Raw genomic sequence first — 14,656 nt, 5'->3', positions numbered from 1 at the left:
ACAAAAAAGGTTCGTAGTGCGGACTTCAGTCCGCATAATGCTGCCGATTAGCATAACAAAAAAGGTTCGTAGTGCGGACTTCAGTCCGCATAATGCTGCGGACTAAAGTCCGCACTACAAACCAATCTTATTGTGGTCAATCCACCGGACATGATATAACAACTGTCAACTGACCAAAAATGCTATAACAGCAATATTGTGTTAAAGGATAAAAATTCAGTGCTCAAACTTTACGGCGGAGCTCGCAGCAGGGCCTCAATTGTCAAGTGGTATCTCGAAGAAATAGGGGTTCCTTACGAATTTGTCCTGCTGGATATGCAAGCAGCGGAACACTTACAGCCTGAGTTTCTCGAAATTAACCCGATCGGCAAAGTACCGGCTATTGTGGACGGAGATTTTAAACTTTGGGAATCCGGGGCAATTTTGCTGTATTTAGCTCAAAAATATGGTAAAATGCCGGACACTGTGGAAAAACAAGCCGAAATCGTGCAGTGGGTCATTTTTGCTAACGCCACCCTCGGCCCTGGAGTATTTGTTGAAGCCAGCCGCGAACGCGAAACTCCGAAAATGTTAGAACCGTTAAATCGCATCTTCGAGAAACAGGCGTTTTTAATGGGCGATGAGTTCGGTGTCGCCGATGCAGCAGTCGGCTCAATGTTGATCTACATTCCGATGATGCTACAACTAGACCTCAGTGCTTATCCGGCTGTTTTAGATTATATGAAGCGGATCTCGGAAAGACCGGCTTTCAAAATTGCGATCGGCGAGAATTGAAGGAAGTTCGGGACTTGTTGGCTGGGAACCTAGAAACCGGGTTTTTTACCGAGATTGAGGGTTTTAATTGAGTATTTCGTGAAAAAACCCGGTTTCTGACCACCGATACGCAATTCTCAAGAAACCGGGTTTTTTACCGAGATTGAGGGTTTTAATCGAGTATTTCGTGAAAAAACCCGGTTTCTGGCCACCGATACGCAATTCTCAAGAAACCGGGTTTTTTACGGAGATTGAGGGTTTTAGTCAAGTATTTTGCCGAAAAACCCGGTTTCTGGCTACCCATCAGTCCAGGACTAGGATAGAAAGAAGAACGAAATAAAACTTAACAGCTAAAAGCAGGGGCAATTGGTGAATTGCCCCTGATTTTTAATGAAATGAAACTTATCTGAACCCGACAGCCGCTTGCCAGACAAAAGCCAGCAGCAAGAAAAACACGGGAATCACTGGCAAAACATTAACCAAAGGGTCAAAGATCGCATAAGCCTCGGGCAGTTTAGCCAACAGTAATGCAGCTTCCATGAATCAACCTACCTATCCAACACAATTTTCATAATTGTCGCATATCTTAAACCAAGGCAATCACGATCGATCGACAGTCGGTGTCAGCCAGTGGGCAAACTCTTCGGTAAATCGATCGGCCAAAATCGCCTCCCGCATCCTCCCAGTAAAGCGAATCAACTCCGTCACGTTGTGCAGCGCTAGCAAAGTATAGCTGAGTGCTTCCTTCGCGCGCGCCAAATGTGCCAAGTAAGCCCGACTGAATTTTTGGCAGGTATAGCAAGGACAAGACTCATCCAGCGGAGCAAAATCCTCGCGAAACCGAGCATTTTTCAAATTCCAGCGTTCCCCGCGCACAAAAGCTGTCCCGTGACGGCCCAGGCGAGTCGGAATCACGCAGTCAAACATATCTATGCCGCTGGCCACAGCTAAGGCCATTTCGCGATAGGTGCCAATCCCCATCAAATAACGCGGTTTAGTTGCTGGTAACAAGGGCGCAGTAACTCTCACAATCTCCGCGATCAAATCCCCCGATTCGCCGACGCTAACTCCGCCGATCGCATAACCTGGTAAATCTAAATCTACTAACTGGTTTGCTGCGCGCGATCGTAAATCGGGGAAAACGCCTCCCTGCACGATGCCGAACAAAGCCTGTTCGGGCCGCGAGTGAGCCTGCATACAGCGTTGCAGCCAGCGGTAAGTGCGCTCTGTGGCTGCCTCCACCTCGTCCCGCGTAGCGGGGTAGGGCGGACACTCGTCAAAGGCCATAATCACGTCAGCGCCCAATTCGTTCTGAATCTCGATCGACTTTTCCGGCGTTAAATTAATGATGCGGCCGTCGCGGGGAGCTCGAAAAGTCACCCCATTCTCCGAAATAGTCCGCATTTGGCTCAAGCTAAACACCTGAAAGCCGCCCGAATCAGTCAGAATCGGGCCCGGCCAAGCCATAAATTTGTGCAATCCGCCGGCGCCGGCGACAATCCGTTCCCCCGGCTGCAAGTGCAAGTGATAAGTATTTGCCAAAACCATTTGAGAACCCGCGTCCTCAAGATGTGCCGGGGTCAACGTTTTGACATTAGCCAAAGTCCCCACCGGCATAAATTTAGGCGTTTCCACAATACCGTGGGGAGTGTCAAACACCCCTGCACGTGCTTGGCTATGGCTGCAATTAGCCTGACATTTAAAAGAAAATTTTGCCTTGTCTTGAGTCATTAGTCACCGTCGATCGTTAACCGCTACTGGGCAGTCGTTGTTATCTAACCTATTGTTGATGACATCGCGACAAAAAACGCATCACCCCGCCCAAAAACGGATACAAGCCATGACAGAAGTCGTGGAACACAAAAAATTTTAGACCCTAGTTCCTCTTCCCAGATTCATCTGTAAAGTAAATCTAAAATCTAAAATCTAAAATCTAAAATCGATTGACGGATACAAGCCCCCGCAGGGCCTCCGCAGACAGCAAAAAATTTTAGACCCTAGTTCCTCTTCCCAGATTCATCTGTAAAGTAAATCTAAAATCTAAAATCTAAAATCTAAAATCAATTGACGGATACAAGCCCCCGCAGGGCCTCCGCAGACAGCAAAAAATTTTAGACCCTAGTTCCTCTTCCCAGATTCATCTGTAAAGTAAATCTAAAATCTAAAATCTAAAATCTAAAATCAATTGACGGATACAAGCCCCCGCAGGGCCTCCGCAGACAGCAAAAAATTTTAGACCCTAGTTCCTCTTCCCAGATTCATCTGTAAAGTAAATCTAAAATCTAAAATCTAAAATCTAAAATCAATTGACGTGACCATTAAAAGGGAGAATCATCCTCATCCAATTGCAGATCCCAGTTCCCTGAGAGTACCTGATCGACCACCGCATCCAACGCCGCAGCATTTAAATTCCGGGCGACTTGTTCTTGCAAAGGATTTGACAGGGGAATTAACCGTAACTGCCGTCCCTCTTGAATCAGGTCAAAATAAGCACCTTCTTCAGCGGACTGTTTCAGTTCCAGGTAATCAAAACTATATACGTTCAAATAAAGCGCGTGGTTGGCAATCAGGGTAGAACGATCGGGGTTGGCGAAGACTTCGAACACATAACCTTCCCCTTCGCTGTAAACCTTGCCATCTTGGATGTGAAGGTAGCGGACACGTCCCAAATCAAACAGCAATCTTTTGATATCGCGCTTGTTGACGACAATGCCTGTATCGATGATGCAAGGAGCAACTACCCTGTTATTTAATTGGTCACTCATGGAGCAAAAGCCTCTGTTGTAGTATGTTCCCGTCTTGGAAATCAGGGAGTTAGCTAGAATTCTGGATACGGGAAACGCGGATCTTAAGTTTAGCCATTTGAGATAGGGAGCTTCGGGATCGCTGCCGGCAGAGGTTTTCCGGGGAAAAGACCTCGGGCAGGAGGAATGCCCGATCCAAAGGACTAGGGTGTTACAGTTCCAATTCTGGCACAGGCTAATGGATTAGCAACCGCATAAAAGATGAAAAATTTTCTATCTTATGATGGATGATAAATTGGTTCGCTCTACGATCGACTTTTTCCGGAATCAAGGTGCTGCGATCGCCGCGGCAGTCGCATTTTATACTTGCTTGCCGGTACCGATGTCTTGGACTTTGGAGTTTCGGGGCATTGCTCGCTTGGCACCGGCGATCGGGCTTTTGATTGGCGGGATGCTGGGACTGGCGGATCTAGGCTTGCAGTTGTTGGGGATGCCTACTCTGACTCGATCGGCCTTAGTAGTAGTTTTGGGCATTGCAGTCACTGGCGGGCTGCACCTAGATGGGGCTATGGACGCGGCGGACGGGCTGGCAGTCCCCGACCCGGTACGCAGGCTGGAAGTGATGCGGGATAGCGTTACAGGAGCCTTTGGAGCGATGGCTGCGATCGCGATCGTCCTGCTCAAAACTGCCGCTCTCTCGGACTTGAGTAACTATCGGTGGCTGGCTTTGATGGGTGTAGCGGGTTGGGGGAGGTGGGGCCAACTGGTGGCGATCGCCCGCTATCCGTATCTTCGCCCGGAGGGGAAGGGAGCTTTTCATAAAGAATCGATTTATTCACCTTTTGATTTTATCCCAGGAGTGCTGTTATTGCTGAGCTTGAGCGTGCTGCAAGTTGTCTTGGAGGGCGATCGGTGGCTGTTAGCTGTGGGGATGGCTTTGGGGGGAAGCGCGATCGGAATTTTTGCTGGAGCCTGGTTTAACCACCGTTTGGGCGGCCACACGGGCGATACTTACGGTGCTGTAGTCGAGTGGACTGAGGCTTTGTTGCTGTGTCTGTTGGCGGCTTTGCAAGGGTGAAGATAATTCGGCGATTGAAATCGCTACTACACAAACGAAGTCTGCCTCCGCAGACTAAGAGGTAGAAATCGGAACTAGACTTTGATATTTTCTATCCTGTCTGCCTTCAATTGCCACGCTAGATTAAACACAGCAAACCTCAACTTTTAAGAAAGCTATGGAATACTTAATTGCTGCGATCGTACTCGGAATGCTTATTTGGGCTGCGATCGAGATTATCCAAACAGTCCGCAACTGGGAACCGAATCAATCCGAGTTCAACAAAAAGATGCAAGCCGAAATGAGCCAGTACGAGGCTAATGGTTTTGTGGCTGACGGCGCGATCGACTCAGGGGCGAAAACAGTCGGACACGCACTCCACGCCACTCACTGCGCCGCCGAAGCTGCCGCCTGTGAAACTGCTCCAAGTGCGATCGGTAATGCTCTCGAAAGCGTATCGCACCTGCTACACCATTAGCACAGGATTGACCGTAAGTAGGTAGGCTGGAAAAAAACCGATTTCTGCGACAAATTTCGGTTGAATACGAAAAATATAGGAAGAAACCGGGTTTCTGAGATTTGCGTGCACCAAGACTTTGCAGGTGGCGAGAAACCGGGTTTCTGCGACAAATTTCGGTTGAGTACGAAAAATATAGGAAGAAACCCGGTTTCTGAGATTTGCGTGCACCAAGACTTTGCAGGTGGCGAGAAACCGGGTTTCTGCGACAAATTTCGGTTGAGTACGAAAAATACAGGAAGAAACCCGGTTTCTGAGATTTGCGTGCACCAAGACTTTGCAGGTGGCGAGAAACCGGGTTTCTGCGACAAATTTCGGTTGAGTACGAAAAATACAGGAAGAAACCCGGTTTCTGAGATTTGCGTGCACCAAGACTTTGCAGGTGGCGAGAAACCGGGTTTCTGCGACAAATTTCGGTTGAGTACGAAAAATATAGGAAGAAACCCGGTTTCTGAGATTTGCGGCTTCTCAATTTTTACGCTTTCGGCTCAACCCAAACCGTCATCCCCTCAACCCTCAAACCTTTGCCGCGAGTGCCGCAATATTGACCGTTAGAACCAACAGGAGTATCGCCTACATTCTGAATGTGAGCGCTGTAAAATACATCGTACTTATCAGCTTGCGGCCCAGTCAGTCGCGCGGCAAATCCTTCAATGCGCTTCGCTTTTCCTCGGAAACCTGCGAGTTCCCCTTCATCAATCCAAGCAGTATCGCCAACTCCTTCAACGTGAGCCATGTACTCCAAATTTATACCGGGAACTGGAGGCTCTATTTTAATTTGAAAACCTTCGACGCGGCGGCCTTGAGCTTTGGTACCGGCATATTCTTTATCGCTAAAAGTCCGATCGCCAATTCCTTGAATGTGCGCCAACACTTTTAAACCCACAGCCGCCGCAACTTGGGAACTCGCAGACGGCGCGATCCAAACTTTGATGCCCTCAATTCTCAAAGCTTTGCCGCGAGTGCCGCAATATTCGCCGTTGGATGACACGTCGGTGTCGCCGATATTCTGAATGTGAGCGCTATAAAATACGTCATACTTATCAGCTTGCGGCCCGCTCAACCGCACTGCAAATCCTTCAATTCGTTTCGCTTGAGAGCGAAAACCCGCTAATTCCCCTTCGCTAATCCAAGGAGTATCGCCAACACCTTCGACGTGAGCCATATACTCGACTGTTAAGCCGGGAATTTGTGGCTCGATATTAATCATAAATCCTTCCACGCGCCGCCCTTGAGCTTTTGTACCTGCGTATTCTTGAGCGCCAAAAGTTCGATCGCCAATTCCCTGAATGTGCGCCAAAACTTTCAATCCCAAACCGCCCTCTACTGGCGCTTGTTGAATCTCGCGAGGTGCCCCAAACACAATGTTGCCGGAGCCCATTGCTTGCAGCGATTTAGGTACTTCCACGCTAGGCACGATAATCACTTCGTGCATGGGTGCTGTCGGTGCGGGAGATTCTAAAATTTGGATTTGTGGCGCAACTGCAACTTGTTTCGGGGCGACATTTCCCGACGGGATGATGATAACTTCGGGCAGAGGTTGGGCGCCCATTTTTGGTTCTGCTGCTGTTTTGACTGCGGGTTCGACTTTTACAGGGGCTGCTTTTACCATCTCAGTAATGGTTAATTTGCCTCTAGAAATGGCGACGGCTATTTGTTTCCCAAAAGCGGCGCTGACTGTTTCTTCTAGGATCACCCACTCTTCGTCATCTAATTTGTCTTGCTGTTCAACTAGGGCGAGCACTGCTGCAACTGGGTGTTTGCCGCCCACTAAGGATTCGGCGTCGGAATGCAGTTGAGTTGGGGTTGATTCGGAAATGGCGCGGTGGAGTTCGCGGGCTTTACCGTGCACTGATTGTAAGGGCGCGAAGTCGCTTTTTTCGCGGTGGGCGATCGCCAATACTCGATCGAGCACTTTCAAAGCTGCGTCGCGAATTCCTGCTTTACCTGCGGAAGCTGCGACAGTCTCGACTAAGTTTTGAATGTCTTTGATAGAAGTAATTTCCCCCGGTGCGAGGGCGGATTTGTTGAGATCCAGAGCTTTTTTTTGGACTTCTGCAAAGTTGCGACTGTAGGCGGCAATTTCTTGCAGTAAGCTGTCGGAAGGAGGAAGGCCGGAGTCTTGCAGTTGTTTAGCTGCTCTTGACAGGCGATCGGCTAAATTACCATAAGTGTCCGATAGTTGAGCTATTTGTTGTAACAAATCTTTATGTGTTGCTTCCATAGTCTTGCCGTAAATATTTAACTTGCTGATTATAGACGCTCACCGTCTTCTGAAGGTAGAAGGCAGTAACTAGCAGTCATTCGTCATTCGTCAGAGGGAAGAAAAATTCTACCCTTCTTGCATTCGGACACTCTTTACCGGCTCCGGACTTTTGCTGTATCTCGCCGGAGTTAGTCGAGAGGAACCCAAGCAAGTCGCAGCGAGCCGGCTCGGAGACTCTCTCGCTGTTTACCTGCTCTCTAAGGATCGCAAATTAAATAACTTACAATTTTAATTGTTATTGTGGGGTGTCTCGCCCGCCCTTGTGAGAGCGGCGGGCGGGACACCCACAAACTTGTGCAAGTTATTAAATTTTCATTCCTAACTCGCAGCCAGCCCGCTCTCCCCCCTCTCTCCCGCGTGATCTCCGTCACATCCGTGCAATTACTTAGTCACACCTTACGACTCCGGCTGTCACGGCCCACCTCTAAAAATGTCACAGGAATACAGCAATAGCCGTCACTGCAAAGTCAGTAAAAAGGGTTGATACTGAGGCTATTCAACCAACAAAACACGCAATCGTCATGGTACTAATTCGCGACCTAGCCCAACAAGCTCTGAGCCTAGGTTATCTCACTCTTGAAGCCGAAAATCAACTACGGCGGATGTTAACTACTACCAAGTATGAATTGGAAGACTTAAATGCTTTTATGACTTTGCAACTAGCAGCTATGTCAGGTTTGGTGAAACAAGAGTCTCGCGAGCTGAAAGGTTTTGAATTTTTAGGCGAAACTGTTTCCGAGACTTCCTGTTAGTAAATAGGTATTTTTTAGTGTAAATGTAGTCAGGGAGTATTTTATTGTGCTGATTCGTGAAGTAGTAAAACAAGCTATTGCTGTGGGATATCTGAGTTTGGAATCTGAAAATGAAATGCAGCAGATTTTTTCGTCAGCAAAATGCGATTTGGAAGACTTGAATGCTTTTATGAGTTTGCAGCTAGCTGCGATGGCGGGTCGTGTCAGGCAAGAGTCTTTGGAATCGATCAATTTGCCCAATTGTTATGGAAAAAATTAATCGTGTTTATTCTGTTTTGAGGCTGAAAAATATAAACTCTTATCGCTCAAAACAATTATATTATAGGTTAGATTTCCCTAAATATTGCCAATTTTATTAATATTTGAACTGGTGGGCTATTAATCTAAAATTTCACATCTTATACCATTTAAAAAAAAGCTTGCTACAAGAGAATTTTTGGGTTCGTTTCGTCCACCCAATGTGTAAGGTGCGTCGCTAAGCTGTAGCGCATTTAAATTGCATATTCAGGGCGGGCGGGACGCCCAACCCACAAGACTTTGATGGTTTTTTGATATACAATTTAAATGCAGAACAGCTTATGATATCTGGCGTGAAATGCGAGCAATTGTTCGTAGCGACGCACCCTACAACTACTGTGGCAGGATTTTGGAAAAATGGTATTAAATCGAAAAATCGCAAATCGACTGAGGCTTGCCTATTTCCGATGATTCCGACGCTCAAACTCTTTAATTACTCTCAGAACAAACAACGACATCAAAGCACCGATTAATGCAAGTTGCCACAAGCCGCATCCGGCCGCGGTTCCTAAGGCTGCTGATACCCAAATAGCAGCGGCAGATGTGAGCCCGTGCACTTCAGCTTTGCCTGCTTCCTGCTGACATTCGCGCAGGATTTCTCCGCCTCCCAAAAACCCAACCCCTGCCGCAACACCTTGAATTACGCGCTCGATCGCATCTCGTCCATTTTCATTTTTACTCATTGCCAGCGGTATTAAAACAAACAGCGCAGCACCCAGGCTGACTAGCATATGAGTCCTCAATCCCGCTGGTTTGTGTCTGAGTTGGCGCTCCCATCCAATGATTCCGCCAACAAACATGGCTAAGCACAACCTTAACAGCAAGCCTAGCCAATTATCGGGAGACCACAAGTTAGCGATCGACAATGTTTTATTGCAAATAATTAATCCCAAGAGTGTAATATTACCGCAGTACGATGTCCGATCGCAATCTCACTGACAAATCTTCTTCCGGGCGAATTACGATCGCGTCAAAACTGCGTCGCCCCAACAATACTCCTGCTAAAGCGCCAATCCCAGCGCCGCCCAATACTTCTTCAGTGGCGATCGCCTTGTCGCCTGTAATGCCTGCTAGGGCTGCTGCTGCTGCTGCGCCCAATGCCGCACCTTCGGCTACTGAACCTGTACCGGCACCTTTTTGAATTCTTTCGGTTCTGGTAATAACTCCCGAATAGCCATCAATACGATACCGTTGGCGGCGGCTGACAATTAACTCTCTGGCAACAAATTGACTGCCCTTTTGATTCCCCCTTCTGACAGGTCGCAATTCCCCGACAATTTGGCTGCCTGCGGGGATTAATACTCTTCCTTGGTCTGTGCGGATGTCTCGCGCTACAGTTAGTGTTAAAGGTGTGGTTTCTTCGGCGGTGACAACAATTTTTTCTTTTTCATAGCTAACTGGAATTACACTCCCCGATGGAATTCTGATGCTATCAAATTGTGAAATTCGTTGTTGAGCTGATGCGGGAGTAGCTATCACTAGAGGCGCACTGGTTGCAACTGTAATTCCCGCTGCGAGGATTGCTGCTGTTGCTGAACGCCATTTTTGAGAAGTAATCATATAATTTGGCTCCTTGGTTTTGTTTTGTTTTACTTAGGAATGTACGACTGTTAAATCTGTTTGCGGTTTCGGATTCATTTGATGTTTTAATGATGGCAGGTTGAAATTATCCAAGTTGGGAAGTTAAGGTAGATAATTAAAAATTATAAAATTTGGCAAAATTGTGAAAATCAGCCTCACAGGGGCGATCGGGAAGATAAGGAAGATAAAGCAGAGATCGGGATTCATCGCCGTCTTAGCAGCTAGCCGTTGAGTTGGCGATCGCGCTCAATAAACCGGGTTTTTGAACAGAGATTGAGGGTTGTCAGTCAATGTTTGACTGCAAAACCCGGTTTCGGCTGACTCGTGCGATCGCCTCCCAGCACGAACGATCGGCCTACGAGCTTAATTCTTGAGAGCGTTTAAGGCTAACAATGCCGCACCGACAGCAGGTTCGGATCGGGGCAAAATGACTTTAGCATTGGGGGCGATCGCGCTGATGGCACTTTCAAACCGACCCCGGCAATTTGCCTCGCCGCCCCACACACCTCCGACGATCGCAATTTCAAATTCTTCTCTGGGGCTGAATAGCTCTGAAATGGCCGTTTTTGTGGAAAACGTTAATTCTGCCACAGCACGACTAATAATGCTGTCAGCGACGCGATCGCCCTCTGCTGCGGCTCGATCGACGATCGGCGCTAAAGCTGCAATTTCTGTCACTCCCCAACCGCGCCTGTAAACGACATCTACCAATTCTTCTAGATTATTGAGGCGTAAATGCTGTTGAAATTTTTGGGCCAGCAGGGTAAACTCTTCGCGCCCGTCGCAGAACTTCAAAGCAGCTTGTAAACCGCTAACGGCGATGTCATACCCGCTACCTTCATCGCCCAAAATATATCCCCAACCCCCGACTCGTTTAGTTTTCCCTTGACGGTTTTGCCCGAAAACAATGGAACCGGTGCCTGAAATAACGGCGACACCGACTGGATTTCCCGTAGCGCCAACCAGTGCGATCGCGCAGTCGCTGCAAATTACGATATTTCTGGGTAAGAACGATCGGGTTACTGGTAAATTCTTTGCCAACTGCAAATTCTGCACTACAAATTGCACTATTTCAATATCTTTTGGACGCCCTACGCCTGCTAGTCCGAGACAAATCGCGTCTATGTTGATAGTGCTGTCCGCCTCAATTTTAGCAGACATTACTGCACGTTCGATCGCCAATTGAATCGATTGTTTTGCAGTGTCAATTCCCAGCGTTTGATAATTTGAAGGCCCTGCTTCCCCGCGTCCCAACACAACGCTATTCTCATCCATTAAAATGCAGGTAGTTTTAGTTCCGCCGCCATCGATACCGAATACGTAATTCATAAAAAAAACTCTTAATTTATCTTTTCAATCAACATCTTGACGGCTGGGACACAATGCGGCTGCGATCTGTGGTATGAGTTGAATTGCTGAGGGAAAGCACCCAGCAGCCGGAAACTCAAATTGCACTTTCTCCGCTTCGTTTCGCCCAAAGCTGTAACCAGCAGCTAACAGCCAAGACGCGATCGCCCAGTCAGGAGGTTAATCGAAAATTGTAACATTTTCTGCCGTCGCGCCGATCGGTATTAATGTACGGGGCGGAGTCGTTTTTAGATTTTATTCCCAGAAAAAAACCAAAAACCAGGAGATCACAATTGTGTCACAGGAATTGGTGCCTGAGGATAAATGTTCCTTGACAACTCCCCAGCCCGAGTCATAGACGGGGATTCATGTATAGCCTTTCTCAAAAAGGTGAGGTACAGGTTGAGATTTTAGATTTTAGATTTTAGATTGGGGGATTGAGGGATTGAGGGATCGATTGGTCAACACCTCATCTTTTTGACAAATGCTACATACCATAATTTAAGTCTTACAGGCTCGTGGGAATCTGAACAAATTTTTGATTAGTTTTTGTAGCCAGATTTATCGAATATTATTATCGTTCGGCATCCGAGCCTGCATGAAACGAGACAGGAATCAAGTCCGAACGATCGAAGATGATGGCAATTTTATCGAAAATGAGATCGCGATGCAATTAAATTGGTTCGTAGTGAGGACTTTAGTCCGCATTCAAGCAGGAATTTAGTCCAAACGAGCGAACTTTTAGTGATGATTTTAGTTCGCATTCAAGCAGGAATTCAGTCGGAACGATCGAACTCGATCGCCCTACAAACCTGATTACCACTTGATTAATTGTGCATCTTGATTAAAAAACCTCCTGGACAATCCCTCCGTCAATAATATAGTTGCGATTAATGTTGCCAGCGCCAACACAAACATAATCAAAATTTGGTAAGATGCTGCGTCTAGCGGACTGACACCGCTCAGCATTTGACCTGTCATCATTCCTGGTAATGTCACGATTCCTACGACTGTCATTGTGTTTAATGTCGGGATTAATCCCGCTTTGATCGCATCTTTGCGGTATTTTTTTACTGCTTGCTGCGGTGTTGAACCTAAACTTAAATGGGTTTCTATTTCTAACTGACTGCTGTTAACTGTACTCACCAGTCTTTCGCCCGCGATCGCCCCAGAATTCATCGCATTGCCCAAAATCATCCCCGCTAGGGGAATCAAGTATTGCGGTTCGTACCAAGGCTGAGGTTGTAAAATTAGCAAGTTTATATAGGCGAGAGTAAACGCGGTACCAATAAATATTGAACCCGAAACTAAAGGCAGTAAGTTCTTGATTTTTTTGCTGATGCGGTTGCTGGCTACCACGCTAGCTGTTGTCAGCATGATGGCTAACACTGCTAGCACCAGCCAAGGATTTTTCCCTTCTGGGGCAAATACGACGGCGAGCACGTAGCCGACTCCGATTAGCTGGATTAGGGTGCGCCCCGCCGCGATCGCGATATCCCCCTCTAACCCCAATCCCTGCCACGCCGAAAGCCCGATCGCGATCGCCACCATCCCCAAAGCCCAACCCAAATCCATCAAATCTAGCTGAATTAACATCCGCTTACGCTTTCGATAAAGTGATTGTTTGCCCGTCCAACTATAAGATATTTGAATAAAGGTTTCTGAGAAACATTTTTACTGTAAAAATTTGCTTTGATGATGGTTGCAATTTGTGGTGTCAAGAGTGAATAACGTTCCCCCCCTCGACTTAACCCAGCAGTACGCCCAGATTGGCGACGAAATCGGCGCTGCGGTGCAAAAAGTGCTCGCCTCTGGCGGCTATGTAGGCGGCCCAGCCGTCAAGAGTTTTGAGCAAGAGTTTGCCAACTACACGGGCGTTTCCGACTGCGTTGGCTGCAACTCCGGCACCGATGCCCTGATTTTGGCTTTGCGAGCTCTCAAAATCGGCCCTGGCGATGAAGTGATTACCACTCCTTTTACCTTCTTCGCTTCGGCGGAAACAATTAGCGCTGTGGGTGCAACTCCCGTGTTTGTCGATATTGACAGCGGGACTTTTAATCTGAATGTCGAGCTCTTGGAAGCGGCAATTACCGAAAAAACCAAGGCAATTATGCCGGTTCATATCTTCGGCCAACCCGCAGACATGACTCGGTTGATGGAAATTGCGACGCGGCACAATTTAGCGGTAATTGAAGATTGCGCCCAATCTGTCGGCGCCGAGTGGGAGTCTCGAAAAGTCGGCAGCATCGGCCATGTGGGCTGCTTCAGCTTTTATCCAACCAAAAATTTAGGCGCTTGCGGGGATGGCGGAGCGGTGACGACGAACGATCGATCCCTCGCAGCTTCGATGCGGATGCTGAAAGAACACGGACAGTCTTCTAGATATTTTTACGAAGAAATCGGCTACAACAGCCGTTTAGATGCCATACAAGCGGTGATTCTCAGCATTAAACTGCGCTATCTCGACAGTTGGAACGCCCAGCGGCGCGAGAAAGCAGCCGTTTATGGCGAATTTCTCTCCCGCGTGCCCGGAGTTGCTGTCCCCAAGGAATTGCCGGCAGCCAAGGGAGTTTGGAATCAATACACAATTCGGCTGACAAGTCAAGACACAATTCGGCTGACAAGTCAAGAAAGCGAACCCAATTCCTCTGACAATTTTCGAGACTCGGTGCGGACTAAATTGCAGGAATCCGGCATCGGTTCGATGGTTTACTATCCGTTACCTTTGCACCTGCAACCTGTTTACAAAGCTTTGCGCTATGAAGTCGGTCAGTTACCTGTGGCCGAGCAAGTTTGTCGCGAGGTGCTGTCTTTACCGATGTTCCCGGAACTTTCGAGGGATCAACAAGAGCGGGCGATTTATGGACTCAAAGATTGTTTGGCTAAGGGCAGATAGCATCCGGTAGCTTTCCGACGATGCCAGAATCAAGGTAAACGCAGTAGGAGAAAGGAATTGCACCGGTTGCAGTGGGGCGAGCAAGTGCGACAGTCAAGGAGAGCGGTTAAGTATTTTGACTGAGGACTTGTACTTTTATGTACTATAATCTTAATGAAAAGAAACAAATTTAGGCTGGCAATCCGCCTGAAACGGGTGCATTTTCCCCTCGCCTAAAATTTGCGATCGGTCAGTCGATTTTAGATTTTAGATTTTAGATTTTAGATTTACTCCACAGATGAGTCTGAGAGCTTGAACTTGGGTCTAAAATTTGGGGTTCTCTACTCCTGGTGTCGGGGGTTCTACCCGTTTTTGGGCGAGTCAATCCACAAGGAAGAGGTTCTGCATGAAGAAGGTTTTAATTTTGACTTCTTTTTGCCCGATACCCGATCCTGGCTGTCTAATGC

16 protein-coding genes are annotated in these 14,656 nt (G+C 47.6%); 8 read left to right on the top strand and 8 right to left on the bottom strand.

Annotation, left to right across the window (positions count from 1 at the left end; all coding sequences use genetic code 11):
* The first annotated feature begins 219 nt into the window (after window positions 1–219).
* Complete coding sequence (locus QZW47_RS12370) at window positions 220–774, top strand: glutathione S-transferase family protein (protein ID WP_293127701.1); 555 nt, start codon at window positions 220–222, stop codon at window positions 772–774.
* 381 nt (window positions 775–1,155) lie between these two features.
* Here QZW47_RS12370 and QZW47_RS12365 read toward each other — a convergent pair whose 3' ends face one another.
* From QZW47_RS12365 to QZW47_RS12355, 3 genes are all read right to left on the bottom strand, one after another.
* Window positions 1,156–1,293, bottom strand: coding sequence for a photosystem II reaction center protein K (locus QZW47_RS12365; RefSeq protein ID WP_068815178.1), 138 nt, complete (start codon window positions 1,291–1,293; stop codon window positions 1,156–1,158).
* Window positions 1,294–1,353: 60 nt separating this feature from the next.
* A complete protein-coding gene (gene tgt, locus QZW47_RS12360; RefSeq protein ID WP_293127571.1) occupies window positions 1,354–2,484 on the bottom strand; it encodes a tRNA guanosine(34) transglycosylase Tgt in 1,131 nt (376 codons plus the stop codon).
* Window positions 2,485–3,071: 587 nt separating this feature from the next.
* Window positions 3,072–3,518 carry a hypothetical protein gene (locus QZW47_RS12355; RefSeq protein WP_293127569.1) on the bottom strand — a complete coding sequence of 149 codons (447 nt, stop codon included), beginning with the start codon at window positions 3,516–3,518 and terminating at the stop codon, window positions 3,072–3,074.
* Between the two features lie 259 nt (window positions 3,519–3,777).
* Between QZW47_RS12355 and cobS the strand changes: the two genes are divergently transcribed.
* From cobS to QZW47_RS12340, 3 genes are all read left to right on the top strand, one after another.
* Complete coding sequence (gene cobS / locus QZW47_RS12350) at window positions 3,778–4,575, top strand: adenosylcobinamide-GDP ribazoletransferase (protein WP_293127567.1); 798 nt, start codon at window positions 3,778–3,780, stop codon at window positions 4,573–4,575.
* A gap of 157 nt (window positions 4,576–4,732) precedes the next feature.
* Window positions 4,733–5,032, top strand: coding sequence for a hypothetical protein (locus QZW47_RS12345; RefSeq protein WP_293127565.1), 300 nt, complete (start codon window positions 4,733–4,735; stop codon window positions 5,030–5,032).
* A gap of 60 nt (window positions 5,033–5,092) precedes the next feature.
* Window positions 5,093–5,626, top strand: coding sequence for a hypothetical protein (locus QZW47_RS12340; protein WP_293127563.1), 534 nt, complete (start codon window positions 5,093–5,095; stop codon window positions 5,624–5,626).
* Here QZW47_RS12340 and QZW47_RS12335 read toward each other — a convergent pair.
* The gene (locus QZW47_RS12335) at window positions 5,547–7,295 is read right to left on the bottom strand and encodes a hypothetical protein (protein WP_293127561.1); all 1,749 of its coding nucleotides are present in this window, start codon (window positions 7,293–7,295) and stop codon (window positions 5,547–5,549) included. The two genes, QZW47_RS12340 and QZW47_RS12335, sit on opposite strands and share 80 nt — an antisense overlap.
* A 563-nt stretch (window positions 7,296–7,858) precedes the next feature.
* On the opposite strand from QZW47_RS12335, the gene QZW47_RS12330 reads away from it, so the two are divergent.
* Both QZW47_RS12330 and QZW47_RS12325 read left to right on the top strand, forming a co-directional pair.
* Window positions 7,859–8,089: a hypothetical protein gene (locus QZW47_RS12330; RefSeq protein WP_293127559.1), complete on the top strand. Its 231-nt coding sequence runs from the start codon at window positions 7,859–7,861 to the stop codon at window positions 8,087–8,089.
* Window positions 8,090–8,132: 43 nt separating this feature from the next.
* A complete protein-coding gene (locus tag QZW47_RS12325; protein WP_293127699.1) occupies window positions 8,133–8,348 on the top strand; it encodes a hypothetical protein in 216 nt (71 codons plus the stop codon).
* A gap of 436 nt (window positions 8,349–8,784) precedes the next feature.
* On the opposite strand, the gene QZW47_RS12320 is transcribed toward QZW47_RS12325, so the two are convergent.
* From QZW47_RS12320 to QZW47_RS12310, 3 genes are all read right to left on the bottom strand, one after another.
* Window positions 8,785–9,279: an MgtC/SapB family protein gene (locus QZW47_RS12320; RefSeq protein ID WP_366930866.1), complete on the bottom strand. Its 495-nt coding sequence runs from the start codon at window positions 9,277–9,279 to the stop codon at window positions 8,785–8,787.
* 10 nt (window positions 9,280–9,289) lie between these two features.
* Complete coding sequence (locus tag QZW47_RS12315; RefSeq protein ID WP_293127557.1) at window positions 9,290–9,946, bottom strand: hypothetical protein; 657 nt, start codon at window positions 9,944–9,946, stop codon at window positions 9,290–9,292.
* Between the two features lie 384 nt (window positions 9,947–10,330).
* Window positions 10,331–11,296: an N-acetylglucosamine kinase gene (locus QZW47_RS12310; RefSeq protein WP_293127555.1), complete on the bottom strand. Its 966-nt coding sequence runs from the start codon at window positions 11,294–11,296 to the stop codon at window positions 10,331–10,333.
* Window positions 11,297–11,912: 616 nt separating this feature from the next.
* Between QZW47_RS12310 and QZW47_RS12305 the strand changes: the two genes are divergently transcribed.
* Window positions 11,913–12,038 (top strand): hypothetical protein, encoded by a 126-nt coding sequence (locus QZW47_RS12305; protein ID WP_293127553.1) that lies wholly within the window; start codon window positions 11,913–11,915, stop codon window positions 12,036–12,038.
* A gap of 92 nt (window positions 12,039–12,130) precedes the next feature.
* Here the strand turns inward: QZW47_RS12305 and fetB are convergent, their stop codons facing one another.
* Entirely contained in the window at window positions 12,131–12,910 is a 780-nt protein-coding gene (gene fetB / locus QZW47_RS12300) for an iron export ABC transporter permease subunit FetB (RefSeq protein WP_293127551.1), read from the bottom strand.
* Window positions 12,911–13,037: 127 nt separating this feature from the next.
* On the opposite strand from fetB, the gene QZW47_RS12295 reads away from it, so the two are divergent.
* A complete protein-coding gene (locus QZW47_RS12295; protein ID WP_293127549.1) occupies window positions 13,038–14,210 on the top strand; it encodes a DegT/DnrJ/EryC1/StrS aminotransferase family protein in 1,173 nt (390 codons plus the stop codon).
* Window positions 14,211–14,656 lie beyond the last annotated feature (446 nt).

Origin of the sequence: Microcoleus sp. bin38.metabat.b11b12b14.051 (genome assembly GCF_013299165.1) — a bacterium.
Taxonomy (GTDB): domain Bacteria; phylum Cyanobacteriota; class Cyanobacteriia; order Cyanobacteriales; family Microcoleaceae; genus Microcoleus.
This window is presented reverse-complemented; position numbering and strand designations above follow the sequence as displayed.